This is a genomic window from Brachyspira hampsonii (assembly GCF_002214805.1).
GTDB lineage: Bacteria > Spirochaetota > Brachyspiria > Brachyspirales > Brachyspiraceae > Brachyspira > Brachyspira hampsonii.
Genome location: NZ_CP019914.1, coordinates 1,040,394 through 1,061,434, shown reverse-complemented (window position 1 = coordinate 1,061,434; position 21,041 = coordinate 1,040,394). Strand labels below are relative to the sequence as shown.

Here is a 21,041-nt window from a genome sequence, read left to right as displayed (position 1 = left end):
AAAACATCAAAAGGAGTTGTTATATGATTAGATATTCTTCTAAACTACGAACAACATGTTCTCTAAAAAGTCAATCTGTTGTGTTGACTCCTGGAGCATGTTGCTGTTCTTGTTGTTGTTCTTGCTGCGTTAGCGTAACAGTCAACAATTAATTTATTATAATAGTTTATAATAAATTAATACGCCCGCTGTATTAGTTTTATTAATACAGCGGGTTATTTATGATAATAATTAAGCTGGTTATAATGGGAACATTGATTAGTGCTAGAAATATAGAAAAGAAATTTAATAAAAATATTATTTTAAAGAACGGAGGAACTACTCCTTATCTTAATGGAGATTATTGTACCCCAGAGCTTACAGTTACAAAATAACAATATTGTAAATTATCTGATAATTCATTTAAAACAACTGTTGTAGGAATTGAAGAGGTTTTTACATTTACTGATACTGGTTTAACTGTTAGTGCTTTATGGAAAGAAGTTATTTATCAAAAATAATGATAAAATTTTGATAAAAAGTTGGCTGCAAAAAGCCTCTTTTTTGTTTGCATTGAAAAATATTTATATAAAAAAGTTATAAAAATATTTTATATACTATTGACATTTATTTATATTTGTGTTATACTTATTATTCAATAATAAATGATTTAAAGAATAGCTTGAGTAATGGATATTCTTTAAAGGAGTTGTTATATAATTAGATATTCTTCTAAACTACGAACAATATGTTCTCTAAAAAGTCAATCTGTTGTGTTGACTCCTGGAGCATGTTGCTGTTCTTGTTGTTGTTCTTGCTGTGTTAGCGTAACAGTCAACAAGTAATTTATTTATAATAGTTTATAGTAAATTAATACGCCTACTGTATTAGTATTATTAATACAGTGGGTTATTTATGATAATAATTAAGTTGGTTATAATGGAAACATTGATTAGTGCTAGAAATATAGAAAAGAAATTTAATAAAAATCTTATTTTAAAGAATGTTAATTTTGATATAAATAAAGGTGAAATAATAGTACTTGTAGGTCCTAATGGTTCAGGAAAAACGACATTAATTAATATATTATTAGGAATATTAAAAGCTGATAAAGGCGAATTAAAAATAAATATAGATAATTATAAAAAACATATAGGAGTTCAGCTTCAGTCTACTCCATTTTTTGATGGATATAGTGTAAAAGATAATATATTAATGTTTTCAGCACTTTATGATATAAAGATGACCGATGAAGAAATAGAAAGCATTACAAAAAAATATGGATTGAATCCGAAAACTCTTGCTATAAAACTTTCAGGAGGCGAACAGAAGAAACTTGCTATAATGATAGCTACTATGCAAAATCCGGACTTACTTATATTTGATGAGCCTACTGCAAGTTTGGATCCTAGAGAAAGGTATAATGTTAAAAATATGTTATTAGAGTTTGCTAAAAATAATAAGACTATACTTTTTACTTCTCATGATTTAGAGGAAGTTGAAGACCTTGCTGGCAAAATAGTATTTTTATATAAAGGCGAGATATTAGAAAGCGGCAGTAAAGAAGAACTTTTAAATAAATATAACTTTGACAGTTTGGAGAAGCTTTACCTGCATATTACTAAATATTAATATGTTTTTGAAATTTTTAAATTTATGTGAAATAATAATAAATAAAGAATAATTATGAAAACTATATTTAAACTCACAATGAAAAAAGCTATAAGAGATCCTTTCCTTATATTTTGGTCTATATTTTTTCCTTTGGTGATAGTTATATCATTAGGACTTTTTTTCAAAATGGAAAGCTATACTGTGCATATACTTACTGCTATGAGCTGTGTGAGTGTTCTTGCTTATTCTTTTATGACTACTAGTTTTAATGTACTTAGTCAGAGAAAGCGAGGAGTTTATAATCTGCTTAAAGTAACGCCTCTTCCTTTATACAAATATATTATAAGTTTATCTTGTGCTTGGGTAATAATATCTATTATAAGCTGTTTATTTGTATTTTTTGTATGTGCTTTATTTTTTAAATTAGAATTTTATTTTGCTTCTATACTTTTATTTTTGCCTGTAATTATATTGGCATCTTTGCTTTATATATTTATAAGCTTCTTTGTTTCTAGTCTTGTAAAAAATAATGAGACAGCAAGCATATTATATAATATTATTTTAATGGCTTCTATGTTTTTAAGCGACGGTTATTATTCATTATATAATGCTCCTAATATAGTGCAAATTTTAAGCAAATTAAATATTTTTCAGTATTTTTTGAATGCTTTTAGAGGTGCTTTTTATTTTGATTTTCATGCTTATTTTATTGGTATAGCGGTACTTCTAGTATGTTTAATAATTGCTTTAATTCTTGCAGTCAATACTTTTAGATATGCTGATAAATAATAAATTATTTTTTTTAGTTATTGACAAAATTCTTTATTTATCTTACCTTAAAAAATATATTATAATTAGTTTAGGATTAGTATTAATGTATATAGAAAGTGATATTATAAGAGGTCATATAGATGCTGTGGTTCTGCATTTTTTGGAGTATAATGATTCTTACGGTTATGAGCTTTCTAAATTAATCACTGATAAAACTAATGGAGAATATGAGATTAATGGTCAGACTTTATACAGTGCTATAAGAAGGCTCGAAGGTAAGAAGTTAATAGAAAGTTATTGGGGCGATGAAAGTCATGGCGGAAGAAGAAAATATTATAAAATTACAGAAGAAGGTAAAAAGTTTTTGAAAGAAGAGAGATATATATGGCTATTCACGAAGAAGATAATAGATAAACTTCTTGATATTGAATAGATATTGTATATCTTGTATAAAAGAGAAAATATTATGATAGATGATTTTTGTAATGAGCTGAAAAATAAATACCCTAATACTCAAAAAATTAGAGATCAGATTGAAGAGCTTAGAAATTATTTATATATGAAAAGTGAAGAATATATAAATGATTCTAAAGAAGAAGCTTTTAAAAAGGCTCTTAAATCTTTCGGGGATGTAGATTCACTTCTTGAAGAATTATCCAAGGATGCAAAAATTATTAATAAATACAGATTATATTTATTTGCCGGCATTATTGATATTTTTATTGCGGCTTTTTTAAGTTTATTATTATGCTTTATATCTTTGAAAAATAATAATATATCATTTTTTTCTTATATAAATAATTCATTGATTGCTAGTATATTTTTTATTATTTCTGGAACAATTGCTATTTTTTTAATTACAGTTATACCATTTATTAATATGCGTAGTATATATGAGGTAATTGAATATACTTATAATGATTATAAAATCAATTTAAAATATTCTATAATCGGTTTTTTTATTATATCTTTAGCCGTATTTATATTTAATATGTTCTTTAGTCCGCATAATATTTGGTTTGTATTTGTTATTATATATTTTTTATCTTGGCCTTTGACTGTATTTTTCTTTTATAAGTTTTTTAAAAATTCTGATAAAAATATTAATAGGAAATAGTAATGAATATTAATGAGTTTTATAAAAATATTAAAAAGAAATATCCTAATACAAAAGAAGTTCTTGAGCAATTAGATGAAATAAAAGATATGCTTAATTCTAAAGTTCAGAATTATGTAAAAAATGGAATGAAATATGAAGAAGCAAGCAGTAAAGCTATAGAGAGTCTCGGAAATATTGATGAAGTTTTTGAAGATATAAGTAAAGATGCTAAAATTGTTTATAATGTTTATATAAAAATATTAACTGCTTTGATATCATCTTTTTCTACAGCTTTTTTGGCTTTTATTTTGGGTTTGATTATAGATAATTTAAGTTTTTTTAATGAAACTACTAAAATCGGATATAAACTTACTATGCCTTATTTTTATTTGATGTTATTTATTTATATAGTTATTTATTCTTTTTGGAATTTTTCTGATAATATCAAACCTAAAATAAGAAAGTATAGTTATGATATATATAAGATTAATTTAAAGAACTCTATTATTGCTGTTCTGGTATATTCTGTAATAATGCTTATTATGAATATGGTTACTATTAAGTATAATAATTATTTATGGTTTGTTTGGGCTTTTATTGGAATATTAAATTGGACTATTTCTATAATTGCAGATTATTATTTATTTAGGAGTAAGATATTTGAATATAAAAAATAAATTTGTAATATTTTATACAAAGTATATTGACAGACATAATACTTATGTTATAATAGTAATATAAGATAAATAGTAGGTGATTTATATTTTATGAAAATATTTAGAATATTAATTTTGTTCAGCATATTATCAAGTTTCCTTTTTGCACAGAATGATTTTGTAAAATCAGGTTTTCATTATAGTTATAATTATTTTGGATTTCCTTTTTCTGTTGATTTGGGATATGCATATAAAAAGAATTCACATTTTGTATATGTACCTCGTGTAGGAATAAGTTTTGATTACGGCTCTGAATCATCATTTGGAATATTTGCTAATATTGGAATGGAGTATAGATACAGAAGATTTTTTATAGATTTAAATTACAAACAAGGAATAACGCCTCCTTTTTCTACATTTAACTATAAAGATTTGGAATATTACGGACAATTAAAATTAGGATATTCTTTTGATAATGTAATGATTTATTATGGAATGAATATAGGAAAAATACTTTCTTCTGAGAGGGAAGTTTACAGATTAAGTTCTATTTTTAAGATTAATCAAAGTGTTGGTTTAAGTTCCACATTTGTTGATGACGGTATTAATAAATTAAAATTCAATGCTGGAGTGGGGGCAAGCATTATACCTAATGAAAATCAATATTCGTATAATGTTTCAGCTAGTATGCCTTATTCATTTTTTCATTATTGGGGCGAGCTTGGTATTATGCCTTATATAGGATACAGTGCTTATTTTGATAAAAGTAATAAAAAATATTCTATAGGGTTTAAATATTTATACTCTCTTATGATGATGCCTTTAACCAATTTAGAAACTCATCTTAAAAATATGGATTTTCTTACATTTGTTCATTTTGAATATAAATTTTTTATGAGATTTCTTCCGTCTGGTTTTAATGATATATACTTAGTTGCTTTTGGAAATGTGGGATACGGAAAATATTTTGAAACTAGCATTGATAAAGGAAATTTATTGTATGCTGTGGGCGGAGGAATAGGATATAACCTTTACGGCTCAACACCTTTGCAATTAACTTTCGGTGTTGATAATAATAAAAGTTTGGTTATGAATTTGATAATAAGCACTATAGTGTTTTAATATTTTGGAGTTTATTATTTATGGTAAATGTTAAAAATAAAATTATATTTTCTTTTTTATGCTTAATCTTTTATACAGCATTGAGTTTATCATTTTATTTAATACCTTTTAATTCAGAAGTATTGAGTATAATTGCTATATTTTGTACTACTATATTTAGTGTATTTTTTATACTTCCTGCTTTTTTGTATTCTCCTATTTATTCAATAGTTATTGGTATTTTATATTATATATTTTTTAGATTGTTTGAAATTATAAAAGTGTTTACCACTTTGGATTCTACATCTGTAACTTTGATTTATATGATATTTCAAAGTGTTTTTGGTATTATTATTAATATATCTGGTATTATATTAACTTGCTTGACTATTTATTTTATCAAAAATTATATTAAAAATAAAGGTATTGATTTTAATATTAGTATGGCTTTAATAACTGCTTTGATAATTGCATTTATAAGATTTGTTATAAACGGATTAACTTTTTCATCATTCTTTTTTAGCTTTATTAAAAATAATATAACTATTAATAATGATATAATAATTCAGCAGATTATTTCTTATGTTATTTCTGTTGTATGTACTTTTATAGCTGTGATTGTTTCTTATTTTATTTATATGAAGATAAAAGACAAAGCGTTTTTTGCTAATACTAATAATTTGAATAATTATGTTGACAATGAGCAGTTTTTATAGTATCTTGTTTTTAAGGAGGATTTAATATGATAAAAAAAATTTTAACAGTTTTATTTTTATCTTTTGTTTTGACTATTTCAGCTTTTTCATATAGTAAGGATTTTAATGAACTTTATAACTTGTATTATATGATTAATACAAATAAAGAAGGGGATTTAAATGCTATTATAGAAAAGATAAAAAATGGTAATTATGGAAAAATAGAAAAACAAACTTATGAGAATCTTATTTTGCTTATGGACATATACATGAATCCTAAAAGTAAAAGAGAGGCTTATAAATTATTAAATGATAATATTAATAAAAATACTCCTCTTTTATCTGAAAAAGATGCTGATTATATGTCTTCTGTTGCTGATGTGATGAGCGGTGCTATTAATTATTCTTCATTTAATGATGTTATAAAACTTTCAGCAAAAGCTGGGGAGATATATGATAATGCTTTAAAAATCAATGCAAATCATTTTCCTTCACTTTTGGGTAAGGCAATACTCACAGCATACAGTCCAGAGTTTGTGGGAGGCGGAATAGATAAAGCACTTCCAATATTTAAAAAGGCTGAAAGCAATGCTAAAGAGAAATGGGAAAAACATATAGTTTATTTATGGACTTCTCAGGCTTATTTTAAAAATAATGATAAAGCCAATTATGATAAGTACATGAAAATGGCAAAAGATATATTTCCAGAGGGGGCTTTTATAAAAAATGTTATTGATATGAATGCTAAAGGAAAAGGAATGTTTAATTAATATATAGTTGTATAGTTATATATAAGATTATTATAATAGATTATAAACTTAAAAATTGTTAGTATATATAAAATTGCTGTAATAAATAAGGATATTAAAATGTTTAGAATGATTTTTTTGATTTTTATTAGTTCTTTCTTAGGATTATACGCTGAAATTTCAAGCGAAGCTAATAATATATTAAAAGAGATAGATAATAAAAATAATGAATATCATTCAGGGGGGAGACTTGTAAGAACCAGCGAGGCTAAAGATATTTTAAACAGAATAAAAAACAGTAATTTAAGCGAAGAAGAGAAGATGTATTTAAGTATAGAATGCTACACTCTATGGGCTAATGTATCTATAGCAAGCGGAACTTTTGAAGAGGATTATAAAATATTAGGGGATATATATAAAGATCTTAAAAAGGATAAAGTTTTTAAAAAAGGCTCTTCTGATATTTACGGAGCTTATGCCAATTTTGCTAACTCTTTTACTTCTCTTGCTTTTTTCAATAAAAAATATCCTTACAGTGTGATTGTTGATATGTATACTTATTCTCGTTTGGCTCTATTAAAGAATAAAAATAATATAAGAGCAAAGCAGGTATACGGAATGTGGCAGATAGCTACTTTGAGTTTTTATAATAATGCGGCATACTATTCTGTAATGACATCATTAAATGATACAAGCAGTTTACCAGATTATATGATTTACAGAGCTTATATTTACAGGTCTATGGCATATATGAAAGTAAATGAAACGGATAAGGCATTTGAAGAATTGGATAATGCTTTGAAAATGTATCCTAAGGGTTTTTATGGGTATTTATTAAAAAGCTCTTATGATAAAGGTAATGACGGATTTTTAAGTGCGGAGGGGGGTGACTTTTAATTATGATAAGATGCAAAAATATATCAAAAATATATAATACTAAAGATTATAATATAGCAGCAAATAAAAATATTAGTTTGGAGATAAAAGACGGAGAAATTGTTTGGGTGGCTGGAGTTTCTGGAGCTGGTAAAAGTACGCTTCTTCATATACTATCAAGTATAGATGTGCCTACAGAGGGAGCAGTTTATTGGAATGATAAAGAGGTTTCAAGATTGAGTGATAGAGAAAGAAGCAGTTTCAGACTTTTAAACATTGGGCTTATTTTACAGTCGCTTGAACTATTAAAAACTCAGAGTGTATTTGATAATGTGGCACTTCCTCTTAAATTTTTAAATGAAAGTTATTCTAATATAAATAAAAAAGTTAATGAAATATTAGAAAACTTAAAAATAGATAATTTAAAAAAGAAAAAACCAGAACAGCTTTCAGGAGGACAGAAACAGAGAGTAGCCATAGCTAGAGCATTGGTAAGTGAGGCTCCTTATATATTCGGCGATGAGATAAGTGCGAATTTGGACACTGACACGAGCAAATTTATTTATGAATATATAAGAGACACTATAAAGAGAAGAAACGGCATAGGCTTTTTTATTTCGCATGATGAATTGATAGAGAATTATGCTGATACAAAATATATTATGAGAGATGGAGAGGTAACACTCAAGAGATAGTAATAATTTTTTAGTTTTTGCGGCTGCTTTGCACCAGCACTCTGCGTGCGAGTGAAAAAGAACAGTAATAAAATTTTATTAATAATTATAATGGAATAGAAAAATGAATATAATAAAATTAGCTTTTGATAATCTTTGGTATAATAAAACCAGAACAATTTTAAATATGATACTTATTATAGTGTCTTTTGTATCTCTTATGATGATAAGCGGATATAATAATTTTACTAAAGAAGGCATTATTACAAGTATAAATACAAGCGGAGGCTCTATTGTAGTAGCTGATAAATCATATTGGGATAAAAAAAGCGAAAAAATTAATATGCTTAATGATAATGATTTTGAAATTATTTATAAAAAACTTGAAACTATAAATGAGGTTAATGATTATCAGAAAAAACTAGATATAAGCGGACTTATAGGCAATGAAAGTAAAAGTAAATTCTTTTCAGGTTATGCTTATGAGAAGCCTTCAAAGATTATGTCATCAGTATCGTTAAAATCCGGTACTCCTATATTTGATGATGATATTAATACTATGGTGCTTGGTAAAGATTTGGGAGAGTTTTTTAATCTCAATTATGATGAAGAGCCTTATTTAAGTTTGATGACTGATTTTGGAGAGGGCATAAGTTTAGGTTCTTTAATGGCGGTTGGTTTGATATCATTAAATAATAGTGCTTCAGATGCTATTACTATTTACTGTCCTCTTAATGCCGTATATGAAGTATTTGGTCTTGAATACGGTGATGCCCATAATTTACTCATATATTTGAAAGATTATAAAAAGGCAGAAGAAATAAAAAATAACCTTAACAACTATTTTAATGAAAACAATTTAAATTATGAGGCTAAAGATTGGAAGGATTTGAATGCATTTTTACTTTCTGTTATTGACATGAATACTAATAATTATTTAATAGCTTTGGGAGTATTAAGCATATTAGTATTTGTTTCAGTTATGCAGATGCTTACTACAAATTTTTTGGAGCGTTTAAATGAGTTTGGTACTATGCGTGCCTTAGGAATAAATATAAAAAATGTAACTTTGCTTTTATTTTTGGAAATTATAATAATGGCAGTATTAAGTTCAGTTATTTCGATAATTATTTCTTACAGTGCTTCTGGAATACTTAATGCTTCAAACTTTATAATGAAATTTCCGGGGGCTACTGACGGTTATCCTTTAAGTTTATTACTAACATTCAAAGATACTGTTTTAATATTTGTATGGGTATTATCTGTATCAATTTTAGCGGGTATTTATCCAATAATAAAGGTTATAAAAATGCCTATAATAGAGGTTATAAAATATGTTTAGAAAAATTTTAAAAGTTTTATTTATAATAAGTATTTTATCTTTTAATTTGTATAGTCAGAATATATTTGATGATTTTGTCAATATTTATAATAGAGACGGCAAAAGTTATAAGATGTCTGGAACTTTTACTGATATAAAAGACGGAAAAAAAACTATTAATAATTTTGATATGATAGTGGGAAAAGACTATAAGTTGATGTATTTGAAAGATAATAAAACTTTATTTTTAGCTAATAATCAGGGATTTTTTGTTCAGGGAGAGAAGCAGGTTTCTCCTTTAAAAATTTCAGGGAGCTATGTTGTAACGGGTGCTGCCAATATGAATGATTTGATGTCTATAAACTTTACTGATGATTATAAACTTGAAAGCATTGTAAGTGATGAAGAAGTGAATTTAGTAAAGAAAAATAGAAGCGTTCCTTATGCTAAGGCAATATTAAAAAAAACTTCTAATGGCTACAGTATAGATTTTTTTGACAATAGCGGCAAGGCATTAAAAAAAGGAATATATAAAATTAGTAATAATGCTTTTAATGATATGGAATTTTATAATTTGATTATTAATACGAATTTAAGTACAATATGCCATATAGAAACTACAGTGCCTTCAAATTATTCAAGCTCATATTTTAGAAGTGAAAACATGAAAATACTTTTTAATTTATTTAGAGATTAATTAAAGAAATGAAAAATATAAAAATATATCTTATTTTTTTATTGTATCATCTATAGCATTCGCTGATATAACTCCTAAGTTCGGAATAAAAAATAATTTTAGTTATATGGATATGAAAGAGACGGCATTTATACCAAATTCTGTTTTAAGCAATGATAGTTATTTTTATTTGGGATTTGAATATCTTAATAATAATTTTTATTTTTCATTTAAGCCGGCATTAAGAATATACACCAAAGATAACATAGATTTTATTTATGATAATGGTAATTTTATAAAGCAGACAGATAATAAGGCTTATGCTTCTTTTACTTTTGATGAGATTCAATTTACATATATAAATGATATTTTGGGTTTTTATATAGGTAAAAGAAAATTCCATTTCGGAGAAGGTTTTAATAGGCAGTATATGTTTGTAGGAGAGAGCGTACTATATAATGATTTTGATGCTTTATATAACAGCGAGCTTAATTTTTATCAGAATAATATAACACATTCTATAGGATTTATCACAGACACAAAGTCAATAGATTTGCTGGAAGAACCAAAGTATTACAGAGCTTGGTATTATTTAAAATATTCTTCTTCACATTTTGGTTTAATGGCTATTACAAAATATACTTATGACTTAACACTTAAAAATAATTTAATGCTTGGTTTTGAGGCTTCATATATATTTGATATAGGGTTTAAACTTTACGGAAATGTTACTTATAATATTTTAAGCAGTGATAATATAGGAAAAAGTCTTAATGATATAAAAAGCCTTTTAGGAATAAATTATACTTTTATTCCTAATTATGATTTTATATTAAGTCCTTATGTAGAATATTTTTATGAGGATAGTCATTCATTTTATTCTATAGGCGTTTATTCATCTTTTCTTAATAATTTATTTAATATAATAACTTATTTCTCTCATTCTCCAAATTATAAAATGGATTTAAATACCAAATTTATTATCAACTATAATAATTTTATTTTTACTTTTAATTATTATACTCCATTTAATTATGATGAAGTTTTGGAGCATGTATTTGAAATAGGTTTGGAGTATAATTATTGATTAATTTTAATTATTCTAAGTAATAATATTTTAATGGTGAAAACTTTATTTTTTTGTATTGAGTTTATTGACTAATTAAAGAAAAACATATACTCTTATCGTTATATTAAAAAGGGGCAAAATATGATTAAAAAATTATTTTTATTTACTTTATTAGTTTCAAGTTTTCTAGTAATAAGCTGCAGCAACAAAGATACGACAGGATCAACAGGTACAGGTATAGATTCTAAATGGTATGGTACTTATTCTGGTAATATTTATGATCCAAATGGTTCATCAGCAGCAATTCAAGTTACATTAAAAGTTGACTCTACTGGTGCAACTATTACTATGATGGGTTTACCACTTCCTACATTACCTCAAGAAGTTATAGTTAAAGATTCAGATACTAAATATCATAGTTTAAGTAATAATGAAAATAGTTTTACATTTGTATTTGATAGCGGAGGAGTTAATTTGACCGTTAATCCAAATTCTGGTTCTGGATATCTAACAAAACAATAATAAAGTTTAATAAAATAAATGGGGCTGTAAAAAGCCTCTTTTTTTATTTTGATATTATGTAAAGATTTAAAAAATTACTAAAAATGTTTTTTATACTATTGACATTATTTTTATTTATATTATATTAAAATCCATTAAAAAATAATTATGCGATAGCTCAAGTAATGGATATTCTTTGCAGGTGTATCTGTTGACTAAGAAAGGCTTATTATTAATCTATAATTAGCTAGAACGAAAAAAACCCTATGCGGGTAAGCGACGAGTAAACTGCGTTTTATACGTTAAGATGTATATACGTAATTTTACGGAGGCTATTGCAAATATACGCATAGGGGGCTTTATTATGAGCGATAATATTATCGTGTCTTTAAAAAATATCAATGTTTCCTACGATGAAAACTCTATATTAGAAAATCTTAATCTTGATATAAAAGATAAAGAATTTTTAACTCTCTTAGGACCTTCAGGCTGCGGCAAAACAACTATACTTAGAACTATAGCAGGCTTCATAAAACCTGATTCAGGAGAAGTTCTTTTTGACGGAAAAGTTATTAATGATACTCCTGCTTACAAAAGAGAAGTTAATACAGTGTTTCAGCGATATGCATTGTTTCCGCATTTAAATGTTTTTGAAAATATTGCTTTCGGACTTAATCTTAAAAAAGTTCCTAAATCAGATATTAAAGAGAGAGTTCATCAAATGCTTAAAATGGTGAACTTAGAAAATTATGGAAACAGAAATATTGCAAGACTTTCAGGCGGTCAGCAGCAGAGAGTTGCAATTGCAAGGGCACTTATTAATAAACCTAGAGTGCTGCTTCTTGATGAGCCTTTGGGGGCTTTGGATTTGAAACTCAGAAAAGAAATGCAGATAGAATTAAAGAAAATTCAGCAGTCTTTAGAAATTACTTTTGTATATGTTACTCATGATCAGGAAGAAGCATTAACTATGAGCGACACTGTAGCAGTAATGAAAGACGGAGAAATACTTCAGATAGGAACTCCTGAAGATATATATAATGAACCTAAGAATGCATTTATAGCAGACTTCATTGGTGAAAGTAATATTATAGACGGAATTATGCATGATGATTATTCTGTAGAGTTTGCAGGTTATATGTTTGAATGCGTGGACAAAGGTTTTGAAAAATTAGAAAAAGTTGATGTTGTTATAAGACCTGAAGATATAATAGTTGTACCTCCTGACAATGCTAATATATCAGGTTTGGTGGAATCTGCTATATTTAAAGGCGTTCATTTTGAGATGATACTTGATGCTCATGGCTATAAATGGATAATACACTCTACAGAGAAATGGGAAGCAGGTACTGAAATAGGGATAGATGTTGCTAAAGAGAATATACATATCATGAAAAAAACTGTAGAAGAGGTGATATTATGAAAACAAAAATACCGGCAATACCTTATTTAATCTGGACATTAGTTTTTGTATTAGTACCTCTTTTTTTAGTTATATATTTTGCTTTTACAAATCAGAGAGGAGATTTCACTTTAAATAACTTTGCTAATGTTACATCATTTACTCCTGTTATAGTTCGTTCTGTAGTGCTTGCTTCTGTTGCTACGATAATATGTTTGATACTTGCTTATCCTTTATCATATTATATATCAAGACAGGAAAAAACAGTTCAGCATGCTTTAGTAATGCTTGTAATGCTTCCTATGTGGATGAATTTTCTTCTTAGAACTTATGCTTGGATGACTATATTAGAAAATAACGGACTTATAAATAAAGCTCTTATTTTTGTGGGGCTTTCACCTGTAAAACTCATAAATACTCAGGCTGCTGTATTAATAGGAATGGTTTATAATTATCTTCCTTTTATGATACTTCCGCTTTATTCTGTTATGACTAAAATACATCATAGTTTGATAGAGGCTTCTCAGGATTTGGGAGCTAATTCCTTTGATGTATTCAGCAAAGTAATATTTCCATTAAGTTTACCTGGAATGGCGGCAGGCGTTACAATGGTATTCGTTGCGGCGGTAAGTACATTTGTAATTTCTCGTATGCTTGGCGGCGGTTCTAATATACTTATAGGCGATTTAATAGAGATGCAGTTTTTAGGTATGTCCTATAATCCTAATTTAGGTTCGGCTATAAGTTTGGTGTTAATTGTAATATCTTTATGTGCTATTATGCTTATGCAGCAGATAGATGAAGAAGATGAAGATATTAATGGTATGTTTTTATAAGGATATGCCGTTATGATAAAGAAAATACTATCAAGAAGCTATATTGCTTTTATATTTTTATTTTTATATGCTCCAATAGCAATACTAATTTTTTTCTCTTTTAATAAAGCAAGAGGAAGAGGCGTTTTTACTGGTTTTACTTTGAATTGGTATAAAGAATTATTTTCTAATGATTTAATATTAAGTTCATTTGTTAATACCATAATAGTTGCGGCAGTATCTTCAGTATTTGCTACTATACTTGGTACAATGGCGGCAATAGGTATAAATAGTTTTAATAAAAAAATGAAAAGTGCTGTTATGGGTATTACTTATGTATCTATAATAAATCCTGAAATAGTAACGGGCATCTCTTTAATGCTTTTATTTGTTATAATGAAGCTTAAATTCGGATTTACCACTTTAATATTGGCACATATAACTTTCAATGTACCTTATGTTATATTAAATGTACTTCCTAAGTTAAGACAGCAGGATAATAGTTTATATGAGGCGGCTTTAGATTTAGGCTGTACTCCTTCAATGGCTTTTTGGAAAGTTGTTATACCGGATATACTTCCGGGTATACTTGCCGGTTTTTTAATGGCATTGACTTATTCATTAGATGATTTTGTTGTAAGCTATTTTACTACTGGTATTACTTCTCAGACTTTGCCTATTACTATATATTCTATGACAAGAAAGAGAGTAAGCCCTGAGATTAATGCTATATCTACGGTTATATTTATAGTTGTGCTTGTAAGTCTTGTTGTTATGAATTTAAAAGAGATTAAAAAAGAAAAATATTTAATGCAGTTAAAAAGAAAAATAAATAAAAATTAAAAAAGGAGAAACAAAATGAAAAAGAAAATTTTGGCAGTTCTTATTCTTATTGCTATAGTATCAAATGCTCAAACTGTTGATCTAAGTAAATTTGATACTAACTATTATCATAAGTACAAGGGACAGAATTTAGCAGTTAATGTTTATAATTGGGGCGAGTATATATCGGATGGTTCAGACGGTTCATTAGATGTAAATAAAATATTTGAGGAACTTACAGGAGTGAAAGTCAACTATTCTACTTTTGCCTCTAATGAAGAAATGTATGTTAAATTAAAAGTTGGAGGTATTCAATATGATGTTATAATACCTTCTGATTATATGATAGAAAGACTTATAAGAGAAAATTTGATAAGAAAATTGAATTTTAATAATATTCCTGCAAATACTAATATCAATAAAAGATTTAAAAATCTTCCATTTGATCCTACAGGAGAATATTCTTTGGCTTATACTTGGGGAGTAACAGGAATAATTTATAACAGACAGTTGGTAAAAGAAAAAGAAGCAGATATAGATTGGAAAATACTTTTCGATAAAAAATATCAGGGACAAATACTTATGTATTATAACCCTAGAGATGCTTTTGGAATAGCTCAGGCATATTTAGGATATTCTCTTAATACTACTAATGAAACAGAACTTAGAGAATGTGCTAAACTTTTAAAAAGTCAAAAACCTTTAGTACAGTCTTATGTAATGGATGAGATGTATGATAAGATGGAGGCAGGAGAGGCTGCTATAGGTGTTTATTATGCTGGGGACTCTTTAAGTATGATGGCAAATAATCCTGACTTGAATTTTGTTATTCCTAAAAAAGGAGCTAATTTATTTGTAGATTCTATGTGCATACCTTCTTCTTCAGGTGCTCCTGAGCTAGGAGAGATGTATATTAATTTCTTATCTGAACCTGAAATAGCTTTGGCAAATATAGAGTTTATTAATTATGCTTCTCCAAATGACGGAGCTATTGCTATAATGAGCAGCGAAACTAGAAATAATAAAATAATATATCCGGATCAGGAAACTTTGTATAACTGTGATGTTTATATAACATTGCCTGATGAAACTAATATATTAATGGAAAATTTATGGAATGAAATACTCTCTAACGATACTGCATATAAAGGCTGGGTAATACCTGTTGCTTTGGGGGTTATAGTTCTTCTTTGTGTAGTTATTATCGTATTGAAAAAGATGAAAAGAAGAGAAAATTAATATTTCTATTATGATATAAAGCCTAGTATGTTTTAGCATGCTAGGCTTTTTTTATTTATAAAGAAATTATCTTGAAAAAGAGAATAATAGATATATAATTTTCATATAATATTTGAAGGAGAACTAAAATGTTTAAAAGAGCTCATATTATTTTATTATTATCTTTAATTATTTTATTTTTATATTCCTGTTCTAATTCTGCCGCAAAGAAAACAGGAAATACAGGCAGTTTAACTATAATACACATGAATGATACTCATGGAAAAGATGAACAGGAAATGGTTGTTAATAGTGATGTAAATCCGCCTGAAACTAACTATATGTATGGGGCAGCCAGAAGAGCTTCATACATAAAACAGGTAAAGTCTAATAATAATGTATTAGTTCTTCATGCCGGAGACACTATTACAGGAAGTGTATATTCTACAGTATTTCAGGGAAGAGATGAAGTTGATATTATGAATATGATTGGAGTTGATGCGGCTGCTGTTGGAAATCATTTTGTAGATTACGGACTTAGTAATTTTACAGAAATTATGAAAGAGAGAAAATTCCCTACACTTTCTTTGAATATAAAAAATAAATCAGATAATAGTTATTATGCAGCTCCATATATAGTTACAAATGTAAATGGTCTTAATGTAGCAATTATTGGTATAACAACAACAGATTCAGTTTACAGCCCTAAAAATATTGAGGGTTTAGTATTTGAAGAAGAAATTAAATCATTAAAAGATTTCATAAAACAAACTCCGCTTAATACTACTAATGATCTTACAATACTGCTTAGCCATGTTGGATATGAAGCAGACAAAAAAATTGCTGAAGCTATTCCTAATACATTTGATATAATAATAGGCGGACATAGTCATACTGAATTAGAAAAAGCTGAAGTTGTTAATGGTACTCCTATAGTGCAGGCTGGATCTTACGGACATTATTTAGGAAATATTAATTTGAATGTTAATAATGGGGTAATGGATAAAAATAATTTAAACTATAAATTGGTTGCTATGGATCAGACAATAGAGCAGGATAATGATATGCTTGCATTTATTGATGAGATGAAAGCTACAGTGGATAAAGAATTCAATGTAAGAATAGGAACTTTGCCTATGGAATTAGTTCATGACGGAATAAGATCTAATTCTATGGCTATAGGAAATTTTGCCTGTGATTTGGTAAAAGACTCTTATGAAAATGTTGATATTGTAATGATTAATTCAGGAAATTTAAGATCTGTATTAAAAGCAGGAGACATTACTTTAGGAAACATACAAAATGAATTTGCTCCTTTTAACAATGAAGTTATAATAGTTTCATTAAATGGAAAAGATGTTCTTGATATGATAAAACTTTCTGGTGAAAAGAGAGGAAAAGGAGGATTCTTACAGTATTCTAAAGGTATGGAAGTAAAATATACAGCAAATGGAGAATTGGTATCTGCAAAATTGAATGGAGAGGATATAAGCGAGGCTAAAGATTATACTGTTATTTTATCAGATTTTGTATTTGACGGCGGAGACGGATATGTTGATGCTCAAAACAATCCGATTGGAAGAAAAGGAAAAAGTGCTGTTTATACAGGAAATGATATAAGAGATGCTCTAATATCAAAGATTAAAGAGCTTAATAATGTACCTGCTGATTATATTGATCAAAATCCAAGAGTAGTATTTGAATAATAATAATTAAAATATAAATAAGAGTCTGGTTTTATTAAACTAGGCTCTTTTTTTATATAAAACATTTTTAAAAAATTGATTTTCACGCGGTGATTAGATTAAAAAGCATAAAAAAATTATATTATAGAATAATTTTTAATATAATTTTTATTTTAAACGCGTGATGATATATATAATAAATTTAAAAAAAATAGGGTGGGGCATATTATTTCTGTATTCATAAAATAGAAATAAAAAGTTAAAAATAACTAATTATAACAATAAGGAAAAAGGGCGGGCATTCTAATAAAATTTAGAATACCAACCCTTTATTTTTATCATATAGTATTATTATAATTAATAATCTTAAAATGAATTTTTCTATGTAATATTATTTTCACAAAAAACAGCCTTTAAGTTTAGTATCACCAAGTAAATGCTTTTCTATCGACGCTGCTATAGAAACAAAAGAATCTTTAATGCCTATATTAACATTTTTTTTCAAATTTTTTCCATAAGCAAGTATAGGTATATATTCTCTTGTATGATCGCTTCCCTTGTATGTAGGATCGCATCCATGATCTGCTGTTATAATGAATAAATCATCATCATTCAAATTTTCAATCATATCAGGAATATATTTATCGAATTCTTCCAAAGCATTTTTATATCCTTTAGGATCTCTTCTATGTCCGTAAAGCATATCAAAATCAACTAAATTTGTAAATATTAATCCTTCATCAATTTCCTTAATAGCTTTAATAGTTTTTTCTATACCATCAAGATTGTTTTTATTAGTTTGTCTGTTTTCTGTAATTCCAACACCTGCAAATATATCGCTTGTTTTTCCTATGCCTATAACAGGAAGACTGTGATTTTTTAATCTGTCAAGCATAGTTTCCCCGCTTGGAGGTACTGAATAATCATGTCTTCTTTCAGTTCTTTTATAATTACCTTTAGTTCCTATATAAGGACGGGCTATAACTCTTGCTACAGGAGAATACTCATTGCATATTTCAAGAGCCTTTTTGCATATATTGTAAAGCTCATCTATCGGTATTATTTCCTCATGAGCTGCAATTTGAAGTACAGAATCAGCAGATGTATAAACAATTAAAGCCCCATTTTTTAATTGTTCATCTGCATAATCATCTATAACTTCGGTACCAGAATAAGGTTTATTGCATACAACTTTTCTTCCTGAAAATTCTTCTATTTTTTTTAAAGTAATTTCAGGAAAACCATTAGGGTAAGTATTAAATGGTTTTTCAGATACTAATCCTGCTATTTCCCAATGTCCTGTAGTAGTATCCTTAGCTTTAGAAGTTTCCATCGCTTTTCCATAGTACCCTAAAGCATCATTATTTTTAGAAACGCCTTTTATATCTATAATGTTTCCAAGACCTATTTTTTCCATATTAGGAAGGTTTATCCCTCCTTCTGCTTCAGCTAAATGAGCGAGAGTATTAACTCCCTCATCACCGAAAACAGCTGCATCAGGTAAAGCACCTACACCGCAACTGTCTACCACTATTAAAACAGCTTTCTTTTTCATATACAAAATCCTATACTTAAATTTATATCATTTTTAAATATAACCATTTTCAAAGAATAAAATAAAAAAGGACAGCATTAAGCCGCCCTAAATTATAAGTATATTTTTTTATTAATTTATTTTTTATTATCTTTTTTCTTCTGAAGTTCTGGTATAGCATCAGCCAATTCCTGATCTATAACAACAACTACATCATTATGAAGTTTTAAGAATGTAACAGGACATTTAGTAGTAATTTTATCATTAGTAAGAAGCTCTTTCATAGCAGCAGCTTTTCCTTTTCCGATAGCGGCTATAACTATTTTTTTAGCTTTTAATATTCCGCCCATGCCCATACTGAATGCCTCTCTAGGTACATCTTTTTCTGAAGCAAAGAATCTTGAATTAGCTTTGATAGTTTTTTCATTAAGTTTAACACATAAAGCATTGGCATGCAAAACTTCATCAGGTTCATTGAATGCTATATGTCCATTAGGTCCTACACCTAATAATTGTATGTCTCTAGGAAGTTTATTTATTTTATCATCAAATTCTTTTAATATTTTATCTTTATCTCCTATACCTTTAGGAACAAAAGTATTTTTTTTATCAATATTTACATGATCAAATAAATTTTTATTCATAAAATATCTGTAGCTTTGTTCATTTTTAGGATCTAATCCTTTATATTCATCTAAGTTGACAGATTTAACATTTTTAAAATCTATTTCTTTTTTTTCATAAGCCTTTATTAAATGAGGATATACCGCCTCAGCAGTACCTCCTGTAGCAAGTCCCAAAACAGCATCTTTTTTAACTTTTAATAAATTAATAATTTCTGCTGCCGTTTTTTTCCCAACTGCATTAGCATCTTTAGCGATAATTAATTTTAATCCCATAATAATATACTCCTTTTATTTGGATTATCATATTTTTCATAAATCAACTCTTTAAGCAAATTATAACATATATGTAATTTATTATCAAATATTATGATGCTATTGATTTTGACAGAAAAAAATATAAAATATCTGCATCAATAAATATTTTAATATATTAAGGAAAATTAATGATGTATAAAACTATAAAGATAAAAGCTGCAATATTTGATTTTGACGGAACTTTAGTTGATAGTGAAAGTTTATATACTAAAGCATTGATTCATACATCTAATGAAATGAATGTACTTAAGGATGTGGATTTTAAATCTTTAGCAGGGTTTCAGACTAAAGATATAGATAATATTTTAAAAAAAGAATGTCATTATATACCGGATAATTTTTTTAAATCTGCCGAAATGTATTTTCATAAAATAATAGAAACAGATTTAGAAACTTTTGACGGTGTTATGGAAACTTTAGAAAGATTAAAAAATATTAATATTGTTATAGCATCGAATAGTAATATTAATTATGTTAGAAAAATGTCTGATAAGAAGGGCATATCAAAATATATAAAAGATTATTCATGTTATAATGGTGAATTAAAAGCTAAGCCGGAACCTGATTTATTTTTAAATGCTTTTGAATTATTAAAAAAATTAGATGGCAATATAAAAAAAGAAGATGTTATAATATTTGAAGATAGTCTTGCAGGTGTTATAGGGGCAAAAAAAACAGGAATAGTTACTGCCGCAATTACAAACAGCTACAGTAAAGAAATATTATTGGAAAATGGTGCTGATATAGTTTTAAATAGAATAGATGAAATATTTAACTATATAGAAATTATAAAAGATTTGTGATAAAAAAAGGGAAACTGAAAATTATCAGCTTCCCTTTTAT

General features: G+C 27.0%; 25 protein-coding genes. 23 read left to right on the top strand and 2 right to left on the bottom strand.

Annotated elements, in window-relative coordinates; genetic code table 11:
* The first annotated feature begins 23 nt into the window (after positions 1-23).
* The 22 genes from BHAMNSH16_RS14825 to BHAMNSH16_RS04290 all read left to right on the top strand — a co-directional run bounded on the left by BHAMNSH16_RS14825 (position 24) and on the right by BHAMNSH16_RS04290 (position 17,744).
* The gene (locus tag BHAMNSH16_RS14825) at positions 24-152 is read left to right on the top strand and encodes a streptolysin S family TOMM toxin (protein ID WP_141709545.1); all 129 of its coding nucleotides are present in this window, start codon (positions 24-26) and stop codon (positions 150-152) included.
* Between the two features lie 69 nt (positions 153-221).
* Entirely contained in the window at positions 222-374 is a 153-nt protein-coding gene (locus tag BHAMNSH16_RS14385) for a hypothetical protein (RefSeq protein ID WP_206193863.1), read from the top strand.
* A 378-nt stretch (positions 375-752) separates the two neighbouring features.
* Positions 753-824 (top strand): hypothetical protein, encoded by a 72-nt coding sequence (locus tag BHAMNSH16_RS14820; protein ID WP_478209784.1) that lies wholly within the window; start codon positions 753-755, stop codon positions 822-824.
* A 94-nt stretch (positions 825-918) separates the two neighbouring features.
* Positions 919-1,611 carry an ABC transporter ATP-binding protein gene (locus tag BHAMNSH16_RS04380; protein WP_039954712.1) on the top strand — a complete coding sequence of 231 codons (693 nt, stop codon included), beginning with the start codon at positions 919-921 and terminating at the stop codon, positions 1,609-1,611.
* A gap of 54 nt (positions 1,612-1,665) precedes the next feature.
* Positions 1,666-2,382 (top strand): ABC transporter permease, encoded by a 717-nt coding sequence (locus BHAMNSH16_RS04375; protein WP_069731582.1) that lies wholly within the window; start codon positions 1,666-1,668, stop codon positions 2,380-2,382.
* 85 nt (positions 2,383-2,467) lie between these two features.
* Entirely contained in the window at positions 2,468-2,797 is a 330-nt protein-coding gene (locus BHAMNSH16_RS04370) for a PadR family transcriptional regulator (RefSeq protein WP_008730177.1), read from the top strand.
* A 33-nt stretch (positions 2,798-2,830) separates the two neighbouring features.
* A complete protein-coding gene (locus tag BHAMNSH16_RS04365) occupies positions 2,831-3,481 on the top strand; it encodes a permease prefix domain 1-containing protein (protein WP_069731583.1) in 651 nt (216 codons plus the stop codon).
* 2 nt (positions 3,482-3,483) lie between these two features.
* On the top strand, positions 3,484-4,140 hold the full coding sequence (locus BHAMNSH16_RS04360) for a permease prefix domain 1-containing protein (RefSeq protein WP_069731584.1): 657 nt from the start codon (positions 3,484-3,486) through the stop codon (positions 4,138-4,140).
* A gap of 90 nt (positions 4,141-4,230) precedes the next feature.
* Positions 4,231-5,241 (top strand): hypothetical protein, encoded by a 1,011-nt coding sequence (locus tag BHAMNSH16_RS04355; RefSeq protein ID WP_241033655.1) that lies wholly within the window; start codon positions 4,231-4,233, stop codon positions 5,239-5,241.
* Positions 5,242-5,261: 20 nt separating this feature from the next.
* The gene (locus BHAMNSH16_RS04350) at positions 5,262-5,936 is read left to right on the top strand and encodes an NADH:ubiquinone oxidoreductase (RefSeq protein ID WP_069731585.1); all 675 of its coding nucleotides are present in this window, start codon (positions 5,262-5,264) and stop codon (positions 5,934-5,936) included.
* A 26-nt stretch (positions 5,937-5,962) separates the two neighbouring features.
* Positions 5,963-6,685: a hypothetical protein gene (locus BHAMNSH16_RS04345; RefSeq protein WP_069731586.1), complete on the top strand. Its 723-nt coding sequence runs from the start codon at positions 5,963-5,965 to the stop codon at positions 6,683-6,685.
* A 99-nt stretch (positions 6,686-6,784) separates the two neighbouring features.
* Entirely contained in the window at positions 6,785-7,561 is a 777-nt protein-coding gene (locus BHAMNSH16_RS04340) for a hypothetical protein (RefSeq protein WP_008729910.1), read from the top strand.
* A gap of 2 nt (positions 7,562-7,563) precedes the next feature.
* Positions 7,564-8,235, top strand: coding sequence for an ABC transporter ATP-binding protein (locus tag BHAMNSH16_RS04335; protein ID WP_069731587.1), 672 nt, complete (start codon positions 7,564-7,566; stop codon positions 8,233-8,235).
* A gap of 103 nt (positions 8,236-8,338) precedes the next feature.
* Entirely contained in the window at positions 8,339-9,556 is a 1,218-nt protein-coding gene (locus BHAMNSH16_RS04330) for an ABC transporter permease (protein WP_069731588.1), read from the top strand.
* A complete protein-coding gene (locus tag BHAMNSH16_RS04325) occupies positions 9,549-10,232 on the top strand; it encodes a LolA-like protein (protein WP_008729912.1) in 684 nt (227 codons plus the stop codon). Before BHAMNSH16_RS04330 ends, BHAMNSH16_RS04325 begins: the two co-directional genes overlap by 8 nt.
* Before the next feature lie 106 nt (positions 10,233-10,338).
* Positions 10,339-11,298, top strand: a complete 960-nt coding sequence (locus tag BHAMNSH16_RS04320; RefSeq protein WP_241033654.1) for a hypothetical protein — start codon at positions 10,339-10,341, stop codon at positions 11,296-11,298.
* Between the two features lie 123 nt (positions 11,299-11,421).
* On the top strand, positions 11,422-11,802 hold the full coding sequence (locus tag BHAMNSH16_RS04315) for a hypothetical protein (protein ID WP_008729879.1): 381 nt from the start codon (positions 11,422-11,424) through the stop codon (positions 11,800-11,802).
* A gap of 343 nt (positions 11,803-12,145) precedes the next feature.
* Positions 12,146-13,204 (top strand): ABC transporter ATP-binding protein, encoded by a 1,059-nt coding sequence (locus BHAMNSH16_RS04310; protein ID WP_008729881.1) that lies wholly within the window; start codon positions 12,146-12,148, stop codon positions 13,202-13,204.
* Positions 13,201-14,019 carry an ABC transporter permease gene (locus tag BHAMNSH16_RS04305; protein WP_008729883.1) on the top strand — a complete coding sequence of 273 codons (819 nt, stop codon included), beginning with the start codon at positions 13,201-13,203 and terminating at the stop codon, positions 14,017-14,019. The genes BHAMNSH16_RS04310 and BHAMNSH16_RS04305 overlap by 4 nt, the downstream gene beginning before the upstream one ends.
* A 12-nt stretch (positions 14,020-14,031) precedes the next feature.
* Positions 14,032-14,841, top strand: a complete 810-nt coding sequence (locus tag BHAMNSH16_RS04300; protein WP_008729885.1) for an ABC transporter permease — start codon at positions 14,032-14,034, stop codon at positions 14,839-14,841.
* Between the two features lie 15 nt (positions 14,842-14,856).
* On the top strand, positions 14,857-16,059 hold the full coding sequence (locus BHAMNSH16_RS04295) for an ABC transporter substrate-binding protein (protein ID WP_008729887.1): 1,203 nt from the start codon (positions 14,857-14,859) through the stop codon (positions 16,057-16,059).
* A gap of 128 nt (positions 16,060-16,187) precedes the next feature.
* Positions 16,188-17,744 carry a bifunctional metallophosphatase/5'-nucleotidase gene (locus BHAMNSH16_RS04290; protein WP_008729889.1) on the top strand — a complete coding sequence of 519 codons (1,557 nt, stop codon included), beginning with the start codon at positions 16,188-16,190 and terminating at the stop codon, positions 17,742-17,744.
* Positions 17,745-18,120: 376 nt separating this feature from the next.
* Here the strand turns inward: BHAMNSH16_RS04290 and BHAMNSH16_RS04285 are convergent, their stop codons facing one another.
* Together BHAMNSH16_RS04285 and BHAMNSH16_RS04280 are read right to left on the bottom strand one after the other, a co-directional pair.
* A complete protein-coding gene (locus BHAMNSH16_RS04285) occupies positions 18,121-19,278 on the bottom strand; it encodes a phosphopentomutase (RefSeq protein ID WP_008729890.1) in 1,158 nt (385 codons plus the stop codon).
* A gap of 116 nt (positions 19,279-19,394) precedes the next feature.
* Entirely contained in the window at positions 19,395-20,156 is a 762-nt protein-coding gene (locus BHAMNSH16_RS04280) for a glucosamine-6-phosphate deaminase (protein ID WP_008729892.1), read from the bottom strand.
* A 170-nt stretch (positions 20,157-20,326) separates the two neighbouring features.
* On the opposite strand from BHAMNSH16_RS04280, the gene BHAMNSH16_RS04275 reads away from it, so the two are divergent.
* Positions 20,327-21,001 (top strand): HAD family hydrolase, encoded by a 675-nt coding sequence (locus tag BHAMNSH16_RS04275; RefSeq protein WP_069731590.1) that lies wholly within the window; start codon positions 20,327-20,329, stop codon positions 20,999-21,001.
* Positions 21,002-21,041: the final 40 nt, after the last annotated feature.